This window comes from Paenibacillus sp. J2L1-98 (assembly GCF_056269405.1).
Genome location: NZ_JBWDNW010000018.1, coordinates 1 through 25,199 on the forward strand (window position 1 = coordinate 1; position 25,199 = coordinate 25,199).

Genomic DNA, 25,199 nt, shown 5'->3' on the forward strand with positions numbered 1-25,199 from the left:
AGTCTAGCCGTAAATTCATGGATATGTCTTCATACCACGAATGGCGTAAAACTCGTTAGCATCATTTCAGATAACACGGATGAGATTTTACACATAAATATGGACTTGACCCCCATTCATAGAAATAAGTCTAGAAAAAAGATCTATTGCAGCATAACCCCTCACCAAATGAGCATCTAGGCACCTTCCATTGAAAATAGATCTAGAATCTAGATCTATTTCTGTCAAACCAGCTCCATTCGCAGAAATAAGTCTAAAAAATAGATCTATGGCAGAACAAACCCCACTATATAAGCATTTGGGCAACAGTCTATCGACATACCATGGGCTAGTTTAACTTTTCATAATGAGTGAATTCCAATTGCAAATCATATTATTAAAACAAGTGACATAAATATAAATTTGTCACTTGTTATTCGTTCGTCATGCGCATATAATCAAAATATAAGAAAACATTCCGGGGAGGAATCAATTATGGAGCATAAATTAGCTGGCAAAGTAGCCTTGGTAACGGGTGCATCGAGAGGAATCGGACGTGAAATCGCTGAGGAATTAGCCCGGAATGGGGCGAAGGTTGTAGTAAATTACGCAAGCAACCCGGGCAAAGCAGAGGAAGTTGTGAACGGCATTAAGCAGCGGGGCGGAGATGCTGTAGCGATTCAAGCGGACATTAGCAGTGTGGCCGAAATAGAGATGTTGTTCCGCAAAACGATTGAAGCATACGGGCAAGTAGACATTCTAATCAATAACGCCGGCATTATGATTACGAAGCCAATAGCGAGCATGACGGAAGAAGATTTCGATAAGCAGTTTGCTATTAATGTGAAGGGTACTTACTTTGCCTGCCAGCAAGCGGCTAGACATATGAACGATAATGGACGCATTATTAATTTCTCGACTTCGGTTAACGGTTCAATGTTCCCAGCCTACAGCGTGTATGCAGGAACGAAAGGCGCGGTTGAACAGTTTACGCGTCAGCTCTCCAAGGAGCTTGGTCCTAAAGGGATTACGATCAATGCGGTCGCACCTGGACCGGTTAACACGGAGCTCTTCACAGTTGGAAAAACGGAGGAACAAATTTCTGCGATTGCGAATATGAATTCTTTTGGACGATTGGGTGAGCCGGAGGATATTTCGAGGATTGTCATGTTTCTGTCCAGTCAGGAATCACAGTGGATAACCGGTCAAACGATTCGTGTTAACGGGGGATTTGTATAAGCATGCAAGCAGAAACAAAAGAGGCGGATCAGCGTATTTTGCGCTGACCTGCCTCTTTTTGTTACTTCGTTTCATTAAACCACAAAGGATCTTCACAATCGACCTCGCCGTTATAGTTAATGAGGATCTCTTCCCCTGCGGTTATCGCAGTATGGGCATAGAAATCGACAGTGTGATTGTCAAAATTAAGATCATAATAGGCGTTAGGCGTATAGGAATGGTTGAACAGCATGCCATAGCCCAGCAGGATAGCCGTATGGTTAGCGCCATACTCAAACACGTAATCGGCAAGTATCGTTTTCTCTATGTGAACATGCTCCTCATTTAGGAAGGGAATAACCGGTGCTTCGTGTATCAGATCACCTTTTGCAATATCGCGTGTCGCAAAAACCCCTCTATTTAACTCTCCATCACTAAGCTTGGATGTCTTTATCTCAATCATGATTGCCACCTGCACATTCTTTAGTCTAAGGAGTCTATTATCTGTATAAGAAATCTAACTCATCTTACGTAATATAGCAATTTTATGAGCAAATAGCCAGCACCGGTGAAATACAAAACGAATAATAAGCTATGTGAATGACAAACGCTATACAAATCAAAATGATCTTTTATTTACAAAGGCGAAATCTGTGGCAAAATGATAGTGGCGGCAGGAAGCCTTTAACAAGGCGTCGTGCCCAAAGCAATGTTTTTAGGGGGAGCTATATGTACAAGCTGCTGCTCGTTGATGACGAGCCGGAAGTTACAGACGGATTAATGATAGAAATCGACTGGAAGAGCTGCGGCTTCTCGGAGGTAAGAACAGCGGGAAACGGCAAGGAAGCGATGGAGTTGTTTGAGAAAATGGAGCCTGACGTGCTCATTACCGATATTAGTATGCCATACATGAACGGGCTGGAGCTCTCGGAATGGGCCAGGAAGATGTACCCGATTACCCGTATCGTCATCTTATCCGGCTACGATGAGTTTGAATACGCCAAGCAAGCAATTCATTTGCAGGTGGAGGCGTATGTTTTGAAACCGTTCTCAGCTGAGCAGCTGACGGACACGATTGCGGAAGTGGCGAAGCGGATGGATGAGGAGCGGGAGAAGCGGAGTAATATCGCGCTGCTGGAGGAGCATTACCGCACAAGTCTGCCCATCGTTCGCGAGAAGTTTCTCTCTTCCTTGATCACCCGCAAGCAGCTGCGTAGGGATATATCTGTGAAAGCGGCGAAATACGGCTTGCAGCTGGAAGGGCAAGGCTATGTCGTATCGATTATTGCGGTGAACCATTCGGAGAATGCGGATGAGCCCGCTGAGAAGCCGGCTTCCTATTCCCTGGCTTCGTCTACCGATTTGGACTTGAAGCTGTTTTCCGTATGCAACATTGCGAGTGAAATTTGGACGAGGCATGAGCTGGGAAAAGTGTTCATCCATCAAGATCAGGTTGTGCTGTTCACGGTAAGCCCGCTGGCAGATGCCGTGCCAATCATGGAGCAAACGCAGGACGCGCTGAAAGAAATATTGCAAAGTATCGAGAGATTTTTACGCTTTCCGGTTATGATCGGCGTCGGAACGTTTACGCGGGATATCGGCAGCCTGAAATATGCGTACGAAGCTGCCACGGTAGCTCTCGATTATCGGCGCATTCTCGGCAATAACCTGATCATCTGCATCGATGATATGGAAAACCGCGTTCATGAGAAGCTTCTCTTCGACGAGTGGAAGGAGCAGAATCTGATTCGCACGATCAAGCTGGGTACAGAGAAGGAGCTGGAAGAGGTAATAGAGGGGCTGTTCGACGAAATCTCCCGCAGTCAGGCGCCTGTACACGAATACCAGCATTATTTGCTCGAAATGGTAACGGCGCTAATCAAATTGACAAAAGTCCATGATAACGAGACCGATGATATATTCGCGGGGGGATGGGGGATTTTGAATCAATATCAGAAGCTGAACAGCGTGCAGGAAACGAAGGCATGGTTCGGCGAGCTGTGTGCGAAGGTGCGCAGCCGCATCGCCAGCCGCAGGCAGCATACGTATAAGCAAATTGTAGAGGATGCCGTTAGCTATACGAAGAGCCACTATCACGAAAGTGATTTATCCATATCGAAGCTTTGCGCGCAGCTGCATATTAGCACAGGCTATTTCAGCGGTTTGTTCAAGAAAGAGCTGAAAATGACGTTCGGCACTTATTTGCTGCAGCTTCGTATGGAGGCGGCCAAGGAGCTGCTTCGGACCACGGAGCTTAAAGCATTCGAAATTGCCGAAAAGGTCGGCTTCGCAGACCCGAACTATTTCAGCCTCAGCTTTAAGAAATACGCGGGAGTGTCTGCAAAAGAATATAGAAGCGGTTTAGCGGAGGAGAAGTGATGCAGCGCAGAAGCATTCAGTATATTTTAACGGTATCGATCACGCTGTTTTCTATTTTCATTATTTTGCTTGTCAGCGGTGTGCTGTATGGCCGATTCTCGGCGACCGCCAAGGAAAATGCGTTTCGCAACTCGCAGCAAATCGTCGATCAAGCCAGCTATAATCTCGAAAATTATGTGGAGGTGACATCGGATCTGTTCAACATGGTGCATCATGCAATCGGCAAAAGCGATGATGTGAGCTCCGATGCGATGCGAAGGCAGCTGGAATCGATGATGTCCACGCGTACCGATACGGTAGCGCTTGCCTTGTTTGACGATAAGGGGGAGCTTATGCTCGACCTGCCGAACGTCGAATTGAAGGACACGCTGCAGGTTTCGAAGGAAGGCTGGTTCCGAAGCGCGCTCGATACCGCAGGCCATTTGTCCATATCGCTTCCCCATGTGCAGAATTTGTACAAGCAGCAGTTCCGCTGGGTCGTATCGCTCAGCAAAAGCATTACCGTCCAGCATAACGGCAAGCAGGTGCATGGCGTGCTGCTGATGGATGTCAATTTCAACACGATTGACGAGCTGTCTGAGCGGATCAGCCTTGGGCAGAAAGGGTATGTGTACATCCTCGACGAATCGGCGGGCAACATCGTGTATCACCCGCAGCTTGAGCTCATTTATGCGAACTTGAAGGAAGAGAATGTCGAGCTAGCGCTTAAGTATACCTATGGCAGCTTTATCGACGAATCTGCAGAGGAAGCGAAAATGATAAGCGTCCAAACGATCGGCAACGTAGGCTGGAAGGTGGTCGGCGTATCGTATATGGATGAGGTCATGACGACAAGCTCGGAATTGAACCGTTCGATGACTAAGCTGCTGATCGCATTAGCGCTCATTGTGTTTCTATTGTCCAGCCTGGTAGCCAGCCGTATATCAAGGCCTATCAGGCGTCTGGAGCTATCGATGAAAAGCGTGGAGCGGGGCGATTTCGATCTGACTGTCAGCGGCGAGGGACCGCTTGAAATCAAGCATCTGGCGGATCGGTTTAACATTATGATCGGTACCATCAAGCAGCTGATGAATCGGATTGTAACGGAGCAGGAGAGCAAACGAAAGTATGAGCTGGAAGCGCTGCAGGCGCAGATCAATCCGCATTTTTTATACAACACGTTAAACACGGTCGTACGCATGGTTGGCATGAATAAGAACGAAGAGGTCATTATGACGATTACCGCGCTGTCCAAGCTGTTCCGAATCAGCATAGGCAAAGGAAAGAGTTTGATTACGATTGCGGATGAGATGGAGCATGCGCGCAACTATTTGATCATTCAGCAAATGCGATTCAAAAATAAATTCGACTATTCCTTTGATATGCAGGAGGAGGCGCTCTCTTTTGTAACCTTGAAGCTTATCATACAGCCGCTCATCGAGAATGCGTTAATGCACGGCATTGAGCCGTCCGTCGATAAGGGCCATATAGCTGTATCCGTAAAGCTTGACGGCAGCGAAGTGGTCATCAAGGTTAGCGATAATGGGCTCGGCATGTCTGCAGAGCAGCTGGGCAAAATTTTGTCGGGAACAGCCGTAAGTTCGAAAGGATCGGGTGTTGGCGTTAAGAACGTGCAGGAAAGGATCCGGCTTTATTTCGGCGATGCATATGGGCTTCATTTCGAAAGCGAGCAGGAGGTCGGCACAACCGTTACGATTCGGTTCCCCGCTCTTATACCTAAGCAAATCGAAGGAGGGGACCGTTCTTAATGTTTAAAAACAAAGGAAGCATAGTCAGCTGGCTGCTCCTGATCATAGCGGTCTTCTTGCTGTACTCTGCGCTATCTCCAGGTAGCAAGCAGCCGAAGCAGGAGCAAACCGGCGAGACGATACAGCTTATTCTCCGCACAAGCAAAGGAGACTACTGGCAAAATGTGACGATGGGGGCGCAGACAGCCGTTAAGGAATTCGGCATTAACCTTCATGTATCCGCCGGAGCCGATGAAGGGGATGTCCAGGGTCAGCTGCAAACGGCGATGCAATCGCTGGAAGCGCAGCCGGGTGCCATCGTTCTCGGGGCGAACGCCGATGCGGCATTCGAGCCGTTCCTAAAGGAAGCCGCGAGGCGGCATATTCCCGTAATCGCGGTCGACAGCATTCTGACGTCGGGGAAGACGGCTTCTTATGTCGGTATGGACAACTACTTTGCCGGGAAAGAAGCGCTGCGTGAGATGGCCGGGCATCTTGGAGGCGAAGGAGACATCGCTATCGTTGCGTTTAACAAAGGAGGCATTAACGGCGCGCTGCGGGAGCGGGGCATCCGTGATGCCGTAGCGGAGTATAAGGGCATTCACCTCGTAGACCGCCAAACATGCTCGGAGGAATACGGGGCATGCCAGCAAACCGTTAGCGGCATCTTGGACAAGCAGAAGGTTGACGGCATTTTGTCGCTGAATACGGAAACTTCGATTGGAGTAGCGCTGGAGCTTAAGCGGAGGCAAGCCGGCGATAAGATTAAGCTGGTTGGTTTCGACAGCTCGCCCGAGCTTCTGGAACTGCTTCAGGAAAATCAGCTGCAGACATTAATCGTGCAAAATCCGTTCAGTATGGGTTATCTCAGCGTCAAGCATGCGATCGAGGCTGCGCAGGGCCGAACGATTCCATCCCGGGTGGAAATGAGCGTGGAGCTCATTACAAAAGAAAATATGTTTTGGCTTAAAAATCAAAAATTACTGTTCCCTGTCGTTCAATAAACGCAAACACATGAGGATTTTAATAAAAGTGATGAGGATATTAAATGTGAATCATCCGCAAACTACGACATAATGAAGGAGTAGTTAATTCATCCACCAGGGGGTTATAAAGATGAAAAAGTGGACAGCTGCTTTCATTATTGGAGCATTAGCGGTTACAGCGGCAGGTTGCGGAAGTTCTAACAGCGAGGGAAGCACAAGCGGCCTTGCAAAAGCAGGCGTGGCGATTTATAAATTTGACGATACATTCATGAGCGGCGTGCGAAACGCGATTGACAAAGCGGCAGAGGGTAAATTGACAGTAGACATCGTAGATAGTCAAAACTCGCAGCCGACACAAAATGATAAAGTCGATTTGTTTATTACGAAAAAAGTAAAAGCGATGTCGGTCAATCCGGTTGACCGTACGGCTGCAGGCATTATTATCGACAAAGCGCAAAAGGCGAACATTCCGGTCGTATTCATTAACCGCGAACCTCTTGCAGATGATTTGGCGAAATGGGATAAAGCGTTTTTTGTAGGCGCAAAGGCTGAAGAGTCCGGTACGATGGAAGGCGAAATTATTGCGGAGTACTGGAAAGCGCATCCGGAGGCCGATAAAAACGGCGACGGCGTACTGCAATACGTTATGCTAAAAGGCGAGCCGGGTCACCAAGACGCTGAGCTGCGGACGAAATTCTCCGTACAGGCGATTCAGGATGCAGGCATTAAAGTCGAGAAGCTTGCGGAAGACACGGCGATGTGGGACCGCGTAAAAGGACAAGAGAAAATGGCGGCATTCCTTTCGTCCAAAGGTGACAATATCGAAGCGGTTCTGGCAAACAACGATGATATGGCGCTTGGAGCAATCGAAGCGTTGAAAGCGGCAGGCTACTTCAAAGGCGATAAATATATGCCGGTTGTCGGCGTAGACGCAACGGATCCTGCACAACAGGCGCTTAAAGAAGGCACACTGCTCGGTACCGTTCTGAACGATGCGGAAAACCAAGGTAAAGCGACGGTAGAGCTTATGAATGTTCTTGCGAAAGGCGAAACGCCGACGAAAGAAAATACAGGCTTTGAAATTACAGACGGCAAATATGTTTGGATTCCGTACCAAAAGGTAACAAAAGAGAGCAAATAATACGTACAGAGATGAATGATCAAGAGCAGGGGAATAACGGCACTTGCGCTGCCCCTGTTTTTTTTCGCCCGCTTGCTTGGCGGACTGGACAAAAGGAGGCTATACGATGGCAAAGCAGCATCCTTATTTACTTGAAATGAATGGGATTACGAAGACTTTTCCGGGTGTTAAAGCGCTGGACAATGTAACGTTGAAAGTACGGCCCGGCACGGTTCACGCTCTCATGGGCGAGAATGGCGCAGGCAAATCTACATTGATGAAATGCTTGTTTGGCATTTACAAGCCGGATGCCGGCGAAATTTTTCTGGATGAACAGAAGGTCGACATTAAAAACTCGAAAGACGCATTGAACTACGGCGTCTCCATGATTCATCAGGAGCTTCATCCGGTGCCGCAGCGCAGCGTGATGGAAAACATTTGGCTTGGCAGATTTCCGGTCAAAGGCATTCCGCCTTTCCGGTTCATTGATCATAAAAAGATGTACCGCGACACGGTAGCGCTGTTCGAGGATTTAAATATGGCAATCGACCCGAACCAGCTTGTCGGCGAGTTGTCGGTATCCAAAATTCAATCGCTCGAAATTGCCAAAGCGGTATCGTTCAACTCGAAAATTATCGTAATGGATGAGCCGACTTCATCGCTTACAGGCAATGAGGTAGAGCAGCTGTTCGCTATTATTAACAAGCTGCGGGCACGCGGCGTTTCCATTATTTATATTTCGCACAAAATGGAAGAAATTTTGCGCATATCGGACGATGTTACGATTATGCGGGACGGTAAATATATCGGCACTTGGCCGGCGCCTGAGCTGACGATCGATACCATTATTACCCGTATGGTTGGCCGCGATTTATCTGAACGGTTCCCGGAGCGGACCAACAAGCCTGGAGATGTCATGCTGCGGGTGGAAGGGTTAACTTCGCCGCATGCGCATTCCTTTAAAGACGTATCGTTTGAGCTTCGCAAAGGGGAAATACTTGGCATAGGCGGTCTTGTCGGCGCGCAGCGGACGGAGCTGGTCGAAGCGCTGTTCGGACTTCGTTCTGTGAAATCGGGTGCTATTTATAAGAATGGCAAGCCGATTACCGTTAAGTCGCCTATTGATGCGAAGAAGCACAAAATAGCGCTGCTAACGGAAGAGCGGCGGGTAACCGGTATTTTTCCAGTCTTGTCCGTGATGGAGAATACCGCCATTGCTAACTTGGGCATTTACGAAAACCGCTTCGGCTTCCTGAATGAGTCAAAGATGAGAAAAGAGGCAGTGAGTGGCGTTGAGAAATTCAAAACGAAAACGCCGTCTGTCGATCAGCTTATCCGTAATTTATCAGGGGGCAATCAGCAGAAGGTGCTTCTGGCTCGTTGGCTGCTTACCGATCCCGATATTTTGCTGCTGGATGAACCGACACGGGGCATCGATATCGGCGCGAAGTACGAGATTTACAGCATTATTATCGAGCTCGCGAAGCTAGGAAAGAGCATCATTATGATCTCGTCGGAAATGCCGGAGCTGATCGGGATGTCGGACCGCATCATGGTGATGTCGGAAGGGCGCTCGACAGGCATTCTAAACGGCAATACGGCGAGTGAACAAAGTATTATGCGGCTCGCGGCACAGACGGGCTAATGGTAGAGGATTTAAAGGAGGTTAAGACAAATGGACGCTGCTAAAGGCTTAAAGCTGAAAAATATATTTTCGCAAAACGCAATTTGGATTGTGCTTGTCGCATTGATCTTAGGAATCGCAATTATCGATGCAAACTTTTTGTCGATCACAACGCTTAGAGATATGATGGTGCAATCCTCGACGAGGGTTATCATTGCACTTGGCGCTGCTTTTGTACTTATTACCGCGGGCACAGACTTGTCGGCAGGCCGCGTAGTCGGCCTCAGTGCAGTCGTATCCGCATCGATGCTGCAAATGCCGGATTACGCCAGCAAGTTTTTTCCTAACATGCCTGAGCTGTGGCTCGCTATCCCGATCGTTATTGCGATTGTGGTTGGTTTGCTGGTCGGACTTCTAAACGGTATCATAGTAGCGAAGTTTAACGTTCCGCCGTTCATTGCGACACTCGGCACGATGGTCGCGGTTTACGGAGCGAACTCGCTCTACTTCGATATGCCGCCGAACAACTCGCAGCCGATCGGCGGTTTGCGCAAGGATTTCACGGAGCTTGGAACAGGCGCGATTGGCGGCGGTCAATTCTCCATTCCGTATATCGTTCTCATCGCTATTTTCGTAGCTTTTATCGTTTGGGTCGTATTCAATAAAACCCGCCTTGGCAAAAACATGTACGCGATTGGCGGCAACATTCAGGCGGCGCATGTATCCGGTATTAACGTTGCACGCAACCTAATGTGGATATATGCGATCGCAGGCGCTTTGTACGGCTTGGCCGGCGTACTGGAAGCGGCGCGCACAGGCGGCGCGTCGAACAACTATGGTAACATGTATGAGCTTGATGCCATTGCGGCGTGTGTCGTCGGCGGCGTTTCGACGACCGGGGGCGTAGGCCGCGTGAAGGGAATTATCGCAGGCGTTCTCATTTTCACCGTCATCAACTATGGTTTGACTTATATCGGTATTAATCCGAACTGGCAGCTGATTATTAAAGGCTTGATTATCGTCGTTGCCGTCGCATTCGATATTCGGAAGTATGTAGCGAAAAAGTAATAAGCTTCAAGCGGCTGTCTCAAAAGGTCTAAAAACCCGGGAGACAGCCGTTTTTTGTTTTCTCGATGTGTGTTTTCAGTTTTACGTCGTTTTGTACACTTCCCGGATCGCATCTTCGATGTCAGGCTCCTTCACGCTCAAATCCTGAATCGGCAGCTTCTGCGACAGATCGGAAATAAGCTCTGCTGCGGATATGCGTTCTTTCTCGAACTGATACCAGATTTTCAGCCCGTCACATTTAATGATTTCCGCAGAAGGGTGCGCCAGATCATCGCAGGGATGCTCCAGCTCAACGACAAGCAGACGATGCGGCGTTAACTTATGAATAAGCGATTCGATGGGACCGTCCTCCACGACTTTTCCGTGATTGACGACGACTAAACGGCTGCATAGCTCCTCGACATCATCAAGGTCATGTGTCGTTAGGATAACGGTTACTCCCCGTTTACGGTTTATTTCCTTGATGAAATTGCGAATGGCATGCTTCGCGTCTGCATCGAGGCCGATCGTCGGCTCGTCGAGAAACAGGATGGAAGGCGAATGAAGCATGGCTGCGGCCAAGTCGCCGCGCATGCGCTGCCCAAGAGACAATTGACGCACCGGCGTGTTGATAAACTCGTTTAGCTTGAGCACGTCGCTCAGTATGGCCAAGCTTTCTTCATAGCTGGTTTTATCGATTTGATAGATTCGCCTTAACAGCTCGAATGATTCGCCAAGCCGCAAATCCCAATAAAGCTGCGTCCGTTGGCCGAATACGACCCCGAGCTTGCGCACGACAGATTTCCGGTCCGCTTGCGGTGAGATGCCGCACACCTTAATAGATCCGGAGGTTGGATGTAAAATGCCGGTTAACATTTTGATGGTCGTGCTTTTACCCGCACCGTTAGGGCCGATATACCCGACGATTTCTCCGGGATTAATCGAGAAGCTGATGCCGTCCACCCCGCGAACCGTTCTTTTCTCAGGAAACAAGAGACCTTTGAGCGCTCCCCGCAGTCCGCTTTCTTTTTTCGTTACGATATATTCCTTCACTAAATCATTAACCTCAATTACGGCTTCCACGTTTGCCTGCACCTCGCTTTATTATGAGCCAGCACTCTCGTAGCTTTTCATTCCGATTCGAAAAATCCATTGCGACAAGAAGAAGCATACTAGTCCAACAGCCGGAGTCATCAGTGCGAAGCTAATCGGAAGCTGCAGTCCGCCGCTGCTTTTCCCTAGAAACTGGGCTGCCGGATAGAAGCTGATAAACCCGATTGGAATCAAAAACGTGAAGAGCGTCTGGATGATATGCGGATAAATCGTGAGCGGATACATCGTTCCACGCTCCAGCATGCCGAGGGCAAAGCCTACCATGGAAGCATTTCGTTTGGTCCAGAAAGCAATCGTCCCTAGCGTAATGAATAATGCGGCGCGAATGAATACGCCTCCAGCAAGCACCAGGAGAAGCTTAATGACATTAAAGAAGGTCCACTCGAAGCCGACTAATTGGCAGCCATAGATGAAAATGATAATACCTGGAATACAGTCGATGAGGCCGATAAAGTTGACATAGCTTGCGACCAGCTGGAAAAAGACGTTCATTGGGCGCAGCAGCAGCCGGTCGAACTGCCCGTCAATAACCATGTGGTCGATATGCCATGTATTGATGAAGAAGACGACAAAAATGCCATGACTAATCAGGCCTAGACCGTATAGAAACGTAAGCTCGGGAAAATCCCAGCCGTTCAGGGGCTGAAAGCGGTCGACGATGATTTTCAGCATCCATATGCCAGAGAAATACTGGATGGGAATCATAAGGAGCCAGCTGAACAAAAATAACGGATATTCAAGCTGCCGCTGAATAGCGAGCCGGGCAAAACAGGCTGCAACAGAGGCGTAATGACGTATGGACGATACCATCGTGTGCTTTTCAGCCTCCTTGAATTAATGTCTTCGTCTTGGTTCGCTTCCATCCGGCCGCAAGCAGTATAAACAAGACGGCAATCCATATGAATTGAATACCCATGGCCGCGAGTGCCTCTCTAGTTCCGATATTGCCTATGTAAATGCCGAGCGGGGTCTGATAGGTATATTGAAAAGGAAGAAATTTCGATACCGTCTGAACGCTTTCCGGAAAAAACCAGAGCGGCACGATGCTGCCGGACAATACGCGAACGATGCTGTCTTTGACCATGCCCATATTGCCGATCTCCATAACCCAGAATGCAATTAAGCCTACAAGCGCGCTAAGCAGCCATAAAATGCCGTAGCTTAATAGACAGCAGGGGATAAACAGCAGCAGGCTAATGCCGGAAGATGGCCATGGTACGCCAAAGAAGAGAGCAGCGAACAGGAAAAGAGGGAGTACTTTATTGATCAGTGCGCTCAGCATGCCTCCGATATCGTCAGCCAAATAACAGGCAAGCAGAGGGATGGGGCGATAAAAGTCGGTAACAATTTGTCCATCCCGGATTTTGCGGTAAATGGTGTCCTGGACGCCGCAGACGTATACCGATGAAAGCATGATGGACAGGATGGTATAGGTAGTTAGATCCTGAAGATTAAGGGCATTAACCTGCTGGGTTCCTCCGCCATATGCGGCTTTCCACAGGAATACGGATGCCAGCATCAGAATGAGATTGGTGCCTATGGAAGCAAAAACCTCAAAGCGGTAAGCCAATCCGGTAAGCAGCTTCATTTTTGTAATGTACCAATAAGCATACAGCATAGACGACCCCCTTAAATTACGCTCTATTGTAAATATTTATCAGTATAAGAGTACGTGAGAGCGGTTGCAACAAAATTCTACACTTCGTATATGAACTTTGTAAACATTTTCACGAGAAAGGAGGAAAAGTTCACCCTCATATGGAATGTTCACTTGTTAAGGAAATAAGTCTTCGAATAATATAAGCTTCTGCGAGCTAAAACATAGAGAAAAGAAGGGAAATTAGATGGGCTCAAGTAGACAGAAAAAGTCCAATGAAAGATTTGAAATTTTAAAAATCGTTTTTGCCTTTATTATTATCACAGGATTGTGGATAGTATTTACAGATTATATGTTATTTGTAATATTCAAGAATGAGGAAACGATAACTAGAATACAAACGATTAAAGGCGTATTCTTTATCGTAGCAATGGCTTGGCTGCTTTATTTATATATGCAGCGTAACAATTTTAAGCGGAATCAAATCGAAGAAATGCTTCGCGACAGCGAGTCCAGATACCGGAGAATCATTAAGCTCTCGCCTGAACCCATCACCATCCATAGCGACGGTATTTTGATCTATGCGAATGATGCTGCTTTGAAAGTAGTCGGGGCATCCAGAATTGAGGATGTGATCGGTAAACCATTCTTTGATTTCTTGCATCCTGACTATCATGAGATGGTAACAGAACGAATTCAGTCTATTATACCGACGGAAGAACGTTCGGAATGCATTGAACAGAAGATTATCCGGATGGATGGAGAAATTATAGACGTCGAGACCTCTTGCATCTGTATTGATGAATATTTGGGTAAACCCGTGATTCAAAATGTGATGAGAGATATAACGGAGCGAAAGCGAACGGAGGAAATGATCAGGAAGTCTGAAAAGCTCTCTGTAGTAGGGCAATTGGCAGCGGGAGTTGCGCATGAAATCCGGAACCCATTGACTTCTTTGAAAGGGTTTTTACAACTATTAAATTCAAAAGATCTTGGTTATAAAAACTATTTTGAGATTATGCAAGCCGAGATCGAACGAATCAATTTTATCGTAAATGAATTTATGATTGTTTCGAATCCGCAGGCGGTCCGCTCTCAGGAAGAAAAAAATGTGGAAAGCATACTTCGTAATATCGTCATGCTGCTTGGCGCACAAGCAAATCTGATGAATGTACAAATGATAACGGAATATGATTGTGGCATTCCTTTAATCAAGTGCGATGAAAATCAGATGAAGCAGGTTTTTATTAATATTCTTAAAAATGCTCTGGAAGCGATGGACGATGGAGGCGTAATCCTTATTCAAGTTAAAAATATTCAGCCTAATGAAATATTAATCCGGTTTATTGATCAAGGCATCGGCATCCCTGAGGAACAACTGCCCAAGCTGGGCGAACCGTTTCATTCCACCAAAGAGAAAGGCACGGGGCTCGGATTAATGGTAACGAATAAAATAATAGAAGGTCACAGAGGGAGGATGTCAATAACAAGTAAAGTTAATCAAGGAACAACCGTTGAAATCATTCTTCCAGTTGAATAATCATTCAGGATTGACCGGCCGCAAGGGATGCAGACACGTATTCGCGATAGGCATCCCTTATTTATTTAACAGTCACGCTTGCAATATATTTTGCAACGCCGTCCTCATCGTTACTCTCTGCCACATGCGTTGACAGCTCAATAAGCGCTGTATGCGCGTTGGACACGGCGACCTTGGTTCCTGCCGCTTCAAACATCCCTAAATCGTTCAGATTATCTCCGAAAACCGTCACTTCTTCAGGCTGACAATGCATAAGCTCGGACCAATGTCTAAGCCCTTCTTTTTTATCAGCCATGCGGTGGCTAAACTCCAGAAAATAGTGATTTTCTATATATTGATCCTTCATAAGGTGGATATGAATCCGTTTTCCGAATTTTTGCTGTATCTCAGCTTTTAACGGTTCAAGCTCTTCTAGCAGTCCAATATAGGTAATGATAAGCGTTCTAAACGAATCGGGGCATTCCAGCTGCGGCATTTCTCCAAAGCGAGGATCGCCAGGGCGGCTTTCGTAAAATTTCAAGTCACCGGTCCGGAGCAATTTCTCATGCAGCACGCGTTCCTTATCTTCCTCATCCAGCGCAAATAAAAACGGGATCAGGCCTTGTCCTCTTCCCAGTTTAATGATTTCATTCGCCGTTTCGATATCCAGCCAATATCCGCCTATAACCTTCGATGAAACCGGATCAAAAATAACGGCGCCATTATATAAAATAATAGGATATTTCCATGGAATAACAGAAACGATTTTGTGAGAGCTGATATAGCTTCTTGCGGTTGCATAACTAATGATAATTCCTTGATTCAAAGCGTTGTTAATGACGTTAATCGTATACTCGGACAAGGACGCATCCGATTGCAGCAGCGTTCCGTCGAGATCGGTAAGGAAATGTTTAGGCAAATTGTCCATAATAGAACCCCCCGTATCGGATCAGGTAATTTATCGGTGAAGCGGTCAATCCCTGCCGATTAACTATTATAACTTATGAAAGCCTTATGATGAATATTTTTTCCAAGGCCGCATCTGTTTTGCCGGCATGGGGAATCCTTACAGCGAGTATGGCTGTTCGCAAGCAAGCCGGATTCTTTCAGGTCGTATACGCTAGCTGGTAAAATTGTGCTGAAATGAAAGGCGTTCTGCGTTAAGATAGATAGCGTTCCTTATTTTATATAGAAGAAGAGTGGCCTGAGTTATGTGGAATTCCATCAAAGAACGCTTTCGGCAGTCGACCCTGCGGGCAAAGCTGATACTCGCTTTCGCATGCATTATCGTAATTCCGTTCGTCATCATCGGAGGGACGCTGTCCTGGTTGTACATGGATTCAAACCAATCCATGATCGTAGACGCGGCAGTGGAAAATAATAAGCAAATTATCCGAAACATCGAAACGTCGCTGCATCCGATCCTGCGGCTGTCCATGTATCCGGTTCAGGATAAGACGCTGCTGCAGATGATGCATAAAGACTATACGGCGCTGCCGTACCCGCTATACGAGCGGGAGCTTGATTACGATACAGCCGGGGCCATCGTGAAAAACAATATGCTGCTGTATTCCGATCTGACCGATTCCATCGTTATTTATCAAACCAAGAACCGGATCATCATCGGCAGGAGCAACGATGATTATATGAACCATCATTATTTGGAGAACGGGTTTTCGGACGAGCTTTTCTTTAAAGCCGTCATCAACAAGAACGGCGAATACATGGCGGTCGGCGTGCATCCCGATAAGCTGATGTCTCCTAACGCGAAGCCGATTGTATCCATCGGGCGGGCGATCGTCGACCCGTATTCGAGGGAAGTGCTTGGTTTGATTCTGCTCAATATTAGCGTCGATAAGCTCAAGACGCTATGGGGCGACATTCCTTTTACCGAGCATACTCGTTTCTATCTAGTGGATGATTATCACCGAATCATCTACAGCAAAAATAAGAACGAGATCGGGCAGCCCGCTGCCGATATCATCGGAGACAATTACGTGCAGGTCAGCGAAGATCAGCCGGAGACCAGGCAGAACCGTGACCACTTCATGATCGTGTCAACGTCCGGTGTCACGAACTGGAAGGCGGTCACCATTATTCCGAAGAACGAGCTGTTCAGCTTCGTCAATACGATCGTCCGAACGATAACCATCTCGCTGCTGGTGCTGCTTGGCTTGTCGATCTTGACGTCCATTTATATCGCGACCAGCATCACAAGGCCGCTTCTGAACCTTCATAAAAAGATGAAGCTGGTGGCTCAGGGCAATCTGGACGTGACGATCGATATCCAGCAGGGGGAAGTCGGCAAGATCAGCATTACGATCGACAATATGCTCCAAGAGATCAGAAGGCTTATCGCGAAGATTTACCGGGAAGAGCAGGATAAGCGGAAGCTGGAGCTGCTCGCGCTGCAGTCTCAGATCAAGCCCCACTTCATGTACAATACGCTGAATGCTATCAAATGGATGGCGAAGATTCAGGGGGCCTCCGGCATTGAGGAAGCGCTGACGGCGTTCTCATCAGTCATACGATTTACCGCCAAGGCGGAGGATGATTTCGTCACCGTTGCCGAAGAGGCGGCGTTTATCCGGGATTACACGAAAATTCTTGAATTCCGTTATTTTAATAAATTCGATGTTGACTTCGATTTCGATTCGCAGGTGGCATCCTGCTACACGCTCAAATTTTTGTTACAGCCCTTGATCGAGAATGCCGTGTTCCACGGCTTTGATGGCATTGCTTATAAAGGGCATTTGAGCGTTCGCATCCATCAGGAAGCGGGCAGCCTGGTCATGACCGTTTCGGATAACGGCAGAGGCATGGAGCAGACAGCGCAGGAGCTTGCGTCAATCGGCCATTCGGCCAACGAGTTGAATTCGATCGGCGTAAAAAATATCCGCAAACGAATCAAGCTGCATTTCGGTGCCAGCTATGGGCTGGACATTACAAGCAAACCGGGTGGCGGAACCGTTGCGACAGTCGTCGTACCGATCATCCGGAACCTAGAAGAGGTGAATACGAATGAGAATCGTCATCGTGGATGACGAGCCGCTGGTGCGGATCGGCATTAAATCATCGTTCGGCATGAAGGAAGCAGGCATCGAGATCGTCGGCGAAGCGGCCGACGGAGAGGAGGCGCTTCGGCTCATTGCGGAGCTGAAGCCGGATGTCGTGCTGCTCGATATCAAGATGCCGAAGAAGGATGGCATCGAAGTGCTTACTGAGATTCGGAAACAGGGACTTAGCGCCAAAGTGATCATTTTAAGCAGCTTTGACGATTTTATTCATGTGAAGCAAGCGCTGAAACTGGGAGCGGTTGATTATTTTCATAAGCCGAGCATGAATGTCGACGAAGTGATCAGCGTATTGAACAAGTTAAACGAGGAATTGGCCGTGACCGGGGGGCAGAGCGCAACGGGGGCAGACAACTCCAAGCAAGGCAAGGAAGATGCGCTGCGTCAGCTGCTCACCGGACACGGACAGCGGGAACAGATTGGTATAACCGGCCTGCCGGAAGGGAATTTGTATGTTGTCTTGTTCACTGTGAAGCTGTATGCGCAGATCATGAAGCGTTACGCTAAGGAAAGCTCAGTCATTTTGCCAAACACGATCCGTCATCTGCTCTCCGAGATACTTGCCAAAGAATGCGAAGCCGAATTCGTTCACGTTGATGAAAATCGGTATGCTGTCATTTTCGGATACAGCCAATCGAAAAGCGTACAGGCCGCGTTCTCGCATGTTAACGATATGGTGGTGCTGATTCATTCCTCGCTCAAGCGGTTCGTGAATATCGACACCGTATTCGGCATCAGCGAACCGTTTCATTCGCTTCGCAATGTCCCACAGGCGTTTCAGCAGGCCAAGCAGGCGCTTGAGACGAAATTTTATCAACCCGACGAACCGCTGTTCTATTACCGCCCCCGTCAAGGAAACGATGAGCAGCTGCTGGAGCAGCTTCAAACTTGCGTGACCGGGATGAAAAGCGGCCTTATGGAGCAAAAGTACGAACGGTTCGCGCAAAATATGCAGGGCTGGGAACAGCTGGTGGAGCAGCACGAACTGTTGACCGAACGGGATGTGAAGAAAACCTATGAGGGCCTGCTGTTTATGTTTCAGAATGGGGAAGACTATTGGATGCAGGCAAGCGGAGCGGAGGAAATTGAGTCGTTCCAGGAGCTGTCCGCCTATTATCACAAGCTGTTCAACGTCAAGCTGAAAGAGAAGATTACCGGCTTCGTCAAAGAGTATAATCCGCTGGTCCGACGCATCCTGCAGTACCTCGAAACCAATTACAAGGAACCGATTTCGCTCAAAATGCTCGGGGATTTATTCCAGAACAGTCCCAATTATATTAGCAGACTGTTCAAGCAAGAGGTCAACCGGGGCTTATTCGATTACTTAAATGAGGTGCGGATCGAGAAGGCAAAGGAGCTGCTGAAGGACTCCAACTTTAAAATCTACGAGGTCGCGGAGATGGTCGGCTTCAAAAGCCAGGTTCACTTTGCCATCGTGTTTCAAAAATATGTCGGCATGGCCCCGAAGGATTACCGCAGGGAAACAGGTTGATTTCAATAAAGAAAAGTAAACAGGAATAAAAGTGCTTTCAGATTAAGGGAAGGCTACATAAAAGATGTGCATTTCATTAAATTAATCATTATTTGATTAATTTTTTTTTGTCTGCGGACACGTTATGATACGTCTAGTTGGACAACATTACATCTTTAGGGGGATGAAAATGAGAAAAAATGTGAAAAATTCAATCCTGTTGATTCTATCCTTCATGCTTTTATTCGCGCTTGCGGCCTGCAGCAACAAAGACAAAAATAGCGGAGCAGCCGGGGGCGCGGGCAACAACGGCAAAAAAACAACGATAACGATGGGTTTTTGGGGAACGGCGCAGGACTTGAAGATCTATCAAGCGGCCGCGGATTCTATCGGAGAGCAGTACCCGAACATTGAGCTGAAGATCAAACAGTATCCGAGCAGTGACCAGTTCTGGAACGCTCTGCCTGGTGAGATAGCGGCGCATGTCGCACCTGATTTTATTAAAGTTTCGAATGAAGGTTCTTACGAGTACATCAGCAAAGGACTATTTGCACCGCTTGATGATTTGGTCGCATCCACGGGCGTGGACATGAGCAAATTCACCGAGTCCGTCACGAACATCTGGAAGGTGGACAACAAGCTGTACGCCATTCCGAACAGCAGCTCGCCGGCGATGTTCTTCATCAATGAAGATATGTGGAAAAATGCCGGCCTCGGCGCGTACCCGACCACTTGGGATGAAGTCGAAGCAGCGGCTAAGAAGCTGACGAGCAAAGACGTTTACGGTATTACGATTAACCTGGATCCGTACCATATCAGCAATTATGTGAAGAGCTACGGCGGAGATTGGGGCAACGGCAAGACGGTCAACAGCAAGGAGAACGTACAGGCGCTTCAAAAAATATTCGACCTATATAAGGAAGGCGTAGCAGTAACGCCGAAGTCGCTCGGCTACGGCTGGGACGGAGAGGTGTTCTCCAATGGCAAAACGGCTATGACTACGGGCGGTTACTGGTACAAAGGCTTTCTGAAAGATGCCGCGCCGAACCTGAAGTACGCGGTTGTACCGGTACCGAAAGGGACAACTGACGGAAGCACGATGATATCCGACGCATACGTCGTATTGAAAGACTCGGATAATAAGGATGCGGCGCTGCAAGCGGCGTACTACATGACAAATGAGAAAACCCAGACGGACTTCCTCGCTATCGGCAACAATTCGGCTGTCAGCAGCCTATCCGCCAAATATTTCGATGCGAATCCGGAGTTTAAAGCCGTTCAACCGGCGATGGACTACAGTTCTGATTTCGCATACCCGGCGGAATCGAAGAAGTTCAAGGATGAGCTGGTCAATCAGCTTGAGGCGACGATTCTTGGCGGTGCCAAAAAGACGCCGCAGGAGATTTTGGACAGCATTCAAGCGGGAACAAAATAATCGTACTGACCTTAGATTAAACGTTCTCCCTCAGGTTCCCGTTCCAGCTTGCGGAGCGGGAACCTTTCCTTACACGAACATATTCCGCGACAAGATGGGGGTTTATTATGACTATATACCAAAAAACGAAGAAGCAATCCTGGTTACGCTCCTTTGCAGATTCTGATTTTGGGGTCGGTTGGCTGTTTTCGCTTCCGTTCCTGCTCCTATGGGTTTGGTGGTTTTTCTACCCGTTTCTGCAGTCGTTTATCCGAAGCTTTCAGGATGCGAACTTCGCGGCATTGGATCAAGCCAAATTCATTGGGCTCCAGAACTATGTGACAATTCTGAACGACCGGGAATTTTACCGCGCGGTGCTGCATTCACTTGAGATCGTCCTGATTGCTGTTCCTCTGCAGACGTTCATCGGCCTGCTCATGGCCATTCTGGTTAATCAGAAGCTCAAAGGCAAAGGCATGTTCCGTACGATCTTTTTTATTCCGTATATCACTTCCCAGATTGCGGTCACCACAGTGTTCATGATGCTGTTTAAGCAGGGCACGTTCGTAACCGATTTCTTCTCCATATTCGGCTTCGGAGATGTGACCTGGTTTGCCGATACGCGCTACGCGCTGCTGTTTGTAGCGATTCTATTCATCTTTCAGCAATGCGGCTTCAGCATGATCGTTTACCTGTCGGGCCTTCAGGAGGTGCCGAAGGACCTGTACGAAGCGGGCGAAATAGACGGCGCTACGAAGTGGGGGCAGTTCCGCTTCATTACCGTTCCGTTTCTGAAGCCGATCACGTTCTTCATCGTATCCGTAGCTACGATTCTCAGCTTCCAAATCTACGACCAAATCGCGGCCATTTCACGGTATGGCGCGCTCGGTTCGCCGGCCGGCGCCACGAACACCGTCGTCACTTATTTTTACCAGAACGGCATCCGCTATATGAATATCGGCTACGGCAGCGCCGCAGTTGTCCTGTTCTTCTTCATCATTATTACGATTACGCTGCTTCAGAAGAAACTGCTGGATGAGAAGGGGTGACCGACGATGAACAATAAAAAAATAGTTCTATTCGGAAATTATACGCTGCTGACCTTGCTGGGCTTTTTATTTGCGCTGCCCTTTCTGTATACGTTATACACATCGTTCGTGATGATGGAAGACGTTAATAAATTTACTAGCTTTTCAAATTGGACGTTTGACAATTACCGCATGTTTTTCACCAACGATGCCTATAACGTGCCAAAATGGCTGGTGAACACGATCGTCATGACCGCGCTGGTCATTTTGGGCAACCTGATCATCAACCCGATGGCCGCCTTCGCATTGGCGAAGCTTGATTTTGCGGGGAAGAAGGGGATTTACTGGATCGTGGTTGCGACCATGATGGTGCCTTACCACATGATTCTCATCCCGGTATTCGTCAATGTGGCGCAGCTCGGCTGGCTCAATTCGTATGCGTCGCTTACCGTTCCGTTTCTGTATCAATGCCTTTACATTTTTATGCTGCGCCAGTTTTTCGTCAGCGTGCCGGAGGATTTTATCGAGGCGGCCCGGCTTGACGGTTTGACCAAGATGGGCTCTTTCTGGCGCATCGTCTATCCGCTTGCCAAGTCTTCACTTATTACGATGTCGATTCTAGCCTTCGCAGGCACGTGGAACAGCTACCTAATCCCGAGCACGATGGTGACGGATCCTGCGTATTACGTGCTGGTTGTCGGTCTGAACAGCGTTAAGGATTTGTTTTTCGAGAATACGCCGCTAATTATGGCTGGCGTTGTACTCAGCACCCTGCCGATATTGGTGTTCTTCTTCATCTTCCAGCGGCAGTATATGGAAGGTGTAAGCAGCTCGGGCGTCAAAGGATAACGCCGTTAAAAACATTCTCAGCCGGAAGGGCTAAGGCCGAACGCATCCGGATTGGCGAAGGTTATTTACCGGTGATCTTGACCCGGAACGCAGGTTCCGATTTCCTACTTATTGGCCGTTGCATTTGACTTAATAATATCTTAATATTAGTGTTTAGATTAGCCGTCATCTCATGACGGTTTTTTCTATTTGATTACTTTCTTTAATTTTTAAGGAGTGAAAGAAAACTTGGAGTTTACAGCTAAACGTTACGGCAGATCACCGTTTATTCTCATATTTATCGTCATCATGCTGAAAATGATCTTGTTTCGCCATTTCGTCTTTCAAGGCATTCAGGCGGATCGGCTGCTGACGGATGCGGCCGCAGTGCTTAGCTTGCTATTGCTGATGGAGATGATTACCTTAGCGAAATGGAAGGGGGCTGTGTTCGGGACGCTGAACGCGCTGCTCTCGCTGCTGCTGTTCGCATCTACGGTATATTTTAGCTATTATGGCACTGTGCCTACCTATACCGCTCTGCATGGACTCGACCAGGTGCTGCAGATACGGTCGAGCGTAGATTCGATCATACAACCTTCGTATTATTTGTTCTTTGCAGATGTTGTTGCGTTAGCTGTTCTATCTATTGTTAACCGTATTAAAGGCATTCGCAGCGAGGGACGCAAGCGAATCGCCAAGCCGTCGTTCATAGGCATTGCGGCTGTTTTGTGCGTAACGGTATCGGGCGGATACATTTGGTCGGGCATTGCCATTCCTAATGAGATCGTGCAAGCCGAGAGCCTGGGCTTTCTTGATTATCAGGTGGCTGCGGCGATAAAAGCGAATAAAGAGCAGAACGCGCTCCGCAGCGGCAGCGTGGAAGAGATCGCTGCCAGCGCGGATGCGCTTCAGACCTCTTATTTTGACCAAGCCGGGGATACGGTGTCCGCAGGCACGCCTAATTACTTTGGCTTCGCCAAAGGGAAAAACGTCATCGTCGTTCAAATGGAGGCATTCCAAAATTTTGCGATCAACCTCTCGGTCGATGGACAGACGGTCACTCCTGTGCTTAACCAGCTGGCTAAGGAGAGCTTCTACTTTCCGCATTTCTTTCAGCAAATTGGGCAAGGTAACACGTCGGATGCCGAATTCATGTCTAACACCTCCATCTATCCGACGGGTGTAATCGCCATGTCGACAGGCTACGGCGACAGAGTCGTGCCAAGCCTTCCCAGACTTCTTGGGGAGAAGGGATACGAATCCAATACATTCCATATTAACGATGTGACGTTCTGGGATCGTAACCGGATGTATCCTGCATTAGGATTTACGGCATACTATGATAAGCCTGCTTTTAAAAACGATCATTTCAATTCTTTCGGCGCTTCTGATGAGGAGTTGTACAAGGTTGCGCTGGAAAATCTTCAGTCGCTGGATAAACAAAATAAGCCTTTCTATGCGCAGCTTGTGACCGCCTCGAGCCATCATCCGTTTAAGGTGCCAAGCGAGCGCCAGCGGATTACGATGCCGGATTCGCTTCAAGGTACCCAGCTTGGAGACTATTTAACGGCGCTAAATTATACGGATTACGCGCTCGGAACCTTTATTGAAGGGCTTAAAGCAAGCGGCTTATGGGAGAACACGGTACTGGTCGCGTACGGTGATCACGCCGGCCTGCAGACAAAGGATAACGATCCTGCATGGGTCAGCGAGCAGCTCGGCATTCATTATGACGGGCAAATCAGCCGCTTCAACATTCCATTGTTCGTGCATGTGCCAGACGCAGAGGGGAAGGTCGTGGAGCAGGTAGGCGGTCAGATGGATATTATGCCGACGATTTCTAACCTGCTGGGCCTATCGCTGAAGGATGAGGGTTATACCGCATTTGGCCACGACTTGCTCAATATTTCCCGGAATGTGGTGGGTATGAGGTATTATCTGCCGACCGGCTCATTTTTCAACAATGACATTTTCTTCGTGCCAGGCAAAGGTTTCGAGGACGGAACCGCGTTCGACATTAGAACGAAGGAGCCGGTGGCCGACTTCAGCCAATACCGCGGCGATTACGATTATATATTGGAGCTCATGAAGCTGTCGGACGATTATGTCCGATTGCTGCCAAAGCGGGCGCCGTAGAATAGAGAACGCCTCTTGTCCGCCAAGGACGAGGGGCGTTTTTTTTGATTAAAGATGAAAGAAGTGAAAGTCGAAACAAGTGAAGTCGAAACAAGTGAAGTCGAAACAAGTGAAGTCGAAATAATGCTAGGAAGTGGTTCATGCTGGTGCCTTCGGTTTGTGCAAATTAGGCTGGCTCCTTCGAATTGGCTAATATGCTGATGCCTTTGATTTGTACAATGTAGGCTGGCTCCTTCAAATTGCGCTAATATGATGGTGCCTTCGGTTTGTACATATCAGGTTGGCTCCTTCAAATTAGTTACATTCCGTCAACTTAAATGAACGGAGTCAGGTGAAATCGACCTCATAGTTCGATTTCGTGAAACTAATCCAGCTATTTTTTCATGTATCCCTAAAAAGCGGCTATTAGTTCGACGAAATGAACTAAAAGCGTGCTTTTCACAAGCCTGCTGCGGATTAGTTCGACGAAATGAAACTAAATCAAATCGTACGTAACCGGGAAGCATGATCGAACATCGCTTATTCCATAGGGAAGTTGTCCCACCGCGTTTGTTTTTCTACAACCCTGATCCAATCCTCGAAGAAGCTTACCTAGCTGGTTATTTCGAATAGTGCTAATCATGCTGTAGCCCTCGGTTTTTACAAATTAGGTTGGTTACTTCGAATTGCGCAAACCAGGCTGTAGCCCTCGGTTTTTACAAATTAGGTTGGTTACTTCGAATTGCGCAAATCATGCTGGAGCCCTCGGTTTTACAAATTAGTTGGTTCCTTCAAATTGCGCTAATATGATGGTGCCGTCGGTTTGTACAAATCAGGTTTGCTCCTTCAATTTAGTTACATTCCGTCAACTTAAATGAACGGAGTCAGGTGAAATCGACCTCATAGTTCGATTTCGTGAAACTAATCCAGCTATTTTTTCATGCATCCCTAAAAAGCGGC

19 protein-coding genes are annotated in these 25,199 nt (G+C 47.8%); 14 read left to right on the forward strand and 5 right to left on the reverse strand.

Features of this window, described 5'->3' with window-relative positions; translation table 11 throughout:
• Nucleotides 1-474 precede the first annotated feature (474 nt).
• Entirely contained in the window at nucleotides 475-1,218 is a 744-nt protein-coding gene (locus AC0YNZ_RS23675; protein ID WP_475828957.1) for an SDR family oxidoreductase, read from the forward strand.
• 61 nt (nucleotides 1,219-1,279) lie between these two features.
• On the opposite strand, the gene AC0YNZ_RS23680 is transcribed toward AC0YNZ_RS23675, so the two are convergent.
• Entirely contained in the window at nucleotides 1,280-1,660 is a 381-nt protein-coding gene (locus tag AC0YNZ_RS23680) for an SET domain-containing protein (RefSeq protein WP_475828958.1), read from the reverse strand.
• A gap of 266 nt (nucleotides 1,661-1,926) precedes the next feature.
• On the opposite strand from AC0YNZ_RS23680, the gene AC0YNZ_RS23685 reads away from it, so the two are divergent.
• From AC0YNZ_RS23685 to mglC, 6 genes are all read left to right on the forward strand, one after another.
• Nucleotides 1,927-3,576: a response regulator transcription factor gene (locus AC0YNZ_RS23685; RefSeq protein WP_475828959.1), complete on the forward strand. Its 1,650-nt coding sequence runs from the start codon at nucleotides 1,927-1,929 to the stop codon at nucleotides 3,574-3,576.
• Nucleotides 3,576-5,324, forward strand: coding sequence for a cache domain-containing sensor histidine kinase (locus AC0YNZ_RS23690; protein ID WP_475828960.1), 1,749 nt, complete (start codon nucleotides 3,576-3,578; stop codon nucleotides 5,322-5,324). Before AC0YNZ_RS23685 ends, AC0YNZ_RS23690 begins: the two co-directional genes overlap by 1 nt.
• Nucleotides 5,324-6,307 (forward strand): substrate-binding domain-containing protein, encoded by a 984-nt coding sequence (locus AC0YNZ_RS23695; RefSeq protein WP_475828961.1) that lies wholly within the window; start codon nucleotides 5,324-5,326, stop codon nucleotides 6,305-6,307. Before AC0YNZ_RS23690 ends, AC0YNZ_RS23695 begins: the two co-directional genes overlap by 1 nt.
• Before the next feature lie 112 nt (nucleotides 6,308-6,419).
• The gene (locus tag AC0YNZ_RS23700; RefSeq protein ID WP_475828962.1) at nucleotides 6,420-7,430 is read left to right on the forward strand and encodes a galactose ABC transporter substrate-binding protein; all 1,011 of its coding nucleotides are present in this window, start codon (nucleotides 6,420-6,422) and stop codon (nucleotides 7,428-7,430) included.
• 106 nt (nucleotides 7,431-7,536) lie between these two features.
• Entirely contained in the window at nucleotides 7,537-9,054 is a 1,518-nt protein-coding gene (locus AC0YNZ_RS23705) for a sugar ABC transporter ATP-binding protein (protein WP_475828963.1), read from the forward strand.
• A gap of 30 nt (nucleotides 9,055-9,084) precedes the next feature.
• Nucleotides 9,085-10,101 (forward strand): galactose/methyl galactoside ABC transporter permease MglC, encoded by a 1,017-nt coding sequence (mglC, locus tag AC0YNZ_RS23710; RefSeq protein WP_475828964.1) that lies wholly within the window; start codon nucleotides 9,085-9,087, stop codon nucleotides 10,099-10,101.
• An 81-nt stretch (nucleotides 10,102-10,182) separates the two neighbouring features.
• Here the strand turns inward: mglC and AC0YNZ_RS23715 are convergent, their stop codons facing one another.
• Genes AC0YNZ_RS23715 through AC0YNZ_RS23725 form a run of 3 tightly spaced genes read right to left on the reverse strand, consistent with a single transcriptional unit; the run spans nucleotide 10,183 to nucleotide 12,811 of the window.
• Complete coding sequence (locus tag AC0YNZ_RS23715) at nucleotides 10,183-11,163, reverse strand: ABC transporter ATP-binding protein (RefSeq protein ID WP_110773854.1); 981 nt, start codon at nucleotides 11,161-11,163, stop codon at nucleotides 10,183-10,185.
• A 21-nt stretch (nucleotides 11,164-11,184) separates the two neighbouring features.
• Complete coding sequence (locus tag AC0YNZ_RS23720) at nucleotides 11,185-12,003, reverse strand: ABC transporter permease (RefSeq protein WP_475828965.1); 819 nt, start codon at nucleotides 12,001-12,003, stop codon at nucleotides 11,185-11,187.
• Between the two features lie 10 nt (nucleotides 12,004-12,013).
• Nucleotides 12,014-12,811, reverse strand: a complete 798-nt coding sequence (locus tag AC0YNZ_RS23725; RefSeq protein WP_475828966.1) for an ABC transporter permease — start codon at nucleotides 12,809-12,811, stop codon at nucleotides 12,014-12,016.
• Between the two features lie 226 nt (nucleotides 12,812-13,037).
• On the opposite strand from AC0YNZ_RS23725, the gene AC0YNZ_RS23730 reads away from it, so the two are divergent.
• Nucleotides 13,038-14,330 carry an ATP-binding protein gene (locus tag AC0YNZ_RS23730; RefSeq protein WP_475828967.1) on the forward strand — a complete coding sequence of 431 codons (1,293 nt, stop codon included), beginning with the start codon at nucleotides 13,038-13,040 and terminating at the stop codon, nucleotides 14,328-14,330.
• A 61-nt stretch (nucleotides 14,331-14,391) separates the two neighbouring features.
• Here the strand turns inward: AC0YNZ_RS23730 and AC0YNZ_RS23735 are convergent, their stop codons facing one another.
• Nucleotides 14,392-15,237, reverse strand: coding sequence for an HAD hydrolase family protein (locus AC0YNZ_RS23735; protein WP_475828968.1), 846 nt, complete (start codon nucleotides 15,235-15,237; stop codon nucleotides 14,392-14,394).
• 283 nt (nucleotides 15,238-15,520) lie between these two features.
• Here AC0YNZ_RS23735 and AC0YNZ_RS23740 point away from each other — a divergent pair, with 283 nt between their 5' ends.
• From AC0YNZ_RS23740 to AC0YNZ_RS23765, 6 genes are all read left to right on the forward strand, one after another.
• Nucleotides 15,521-17,353, forward strand: coding sequence for a sensor histidine kinase (locus AC0YNZ_RS23740; protein WP_475828969.1), 1,833 nt, complete (start codon nucleotides 15,521-15,523; stop codon nucleotides 17,351-17,353).
• Nucleotides 17,331-18,875 carry a response regulator gene (locus tag AC0YNZ_RS23745; RefSeq protein WP_475828970.1) on the forward strand — a complete coding sequence of 515 codons (1,545 nt, stop codon included), beginning with the start codon at nucleotides 17,331-17,333 and terminating at the stop codon, nucleotides 18,873-18,875. The genes AC0YNZ_RS23740 and AC0YNZ_RS23745 overlap by 23 nt, the downstream gene beginning before the upstream one ends.
• A 169-nt stretch (nucleotides 18,876-19,044) precedes the next feature.
• A complete protein-coding gene (locus tag AC0YNZ_RS23750; protein WP_475828971.1) occupies nucleotides 19,045-20,289 on the forward strand; it encodes an ABC transporter substrate-binding protein in 1,245 nt (414 codons plus the stop codon).
• A 107-nt stretch (nucleotides 20,290-20,396) separates the two neighbouring features.
• A complete protein-coding gene (locus tag AC0YNZ_RS23755; protein ID WP_475828972.1) occupies nucleotides 20,397-21,317 on the forward strand; it encodes a carbohydrate ABC transporter permease in 921 nt (306 codons plus the stop codon).
• A gap of 6 nt (nucleotides 21,318-21,323) precedes the next feature.
• Nucleotides 21,324-22,145: a carbohydrate ABC transporter permease gene (locus AC0YNZ_RS23760; protein ID WP_475828973.1), complete on the forward strand. Its 822-nt coding sequence runs from the start codon at nucleotides 21,324-21,326 to the stop codon at nucleotides 22,143-22,145.
• A gap of 228 nt (nucleotides 22,146-22,373) precedes the next feature.
• Entirely contained in the window at nucleotides 22,374-24,260 is a 1,887-nt protein-coding gene (locus tag AC0YNZ_RS23765) for an LTA synthase family protein (RefSeq protein WP_475828974.1), read from the forward strand.
• Nucleotides 24,261-25,199 lie beyond the last annotated feature (939 nt).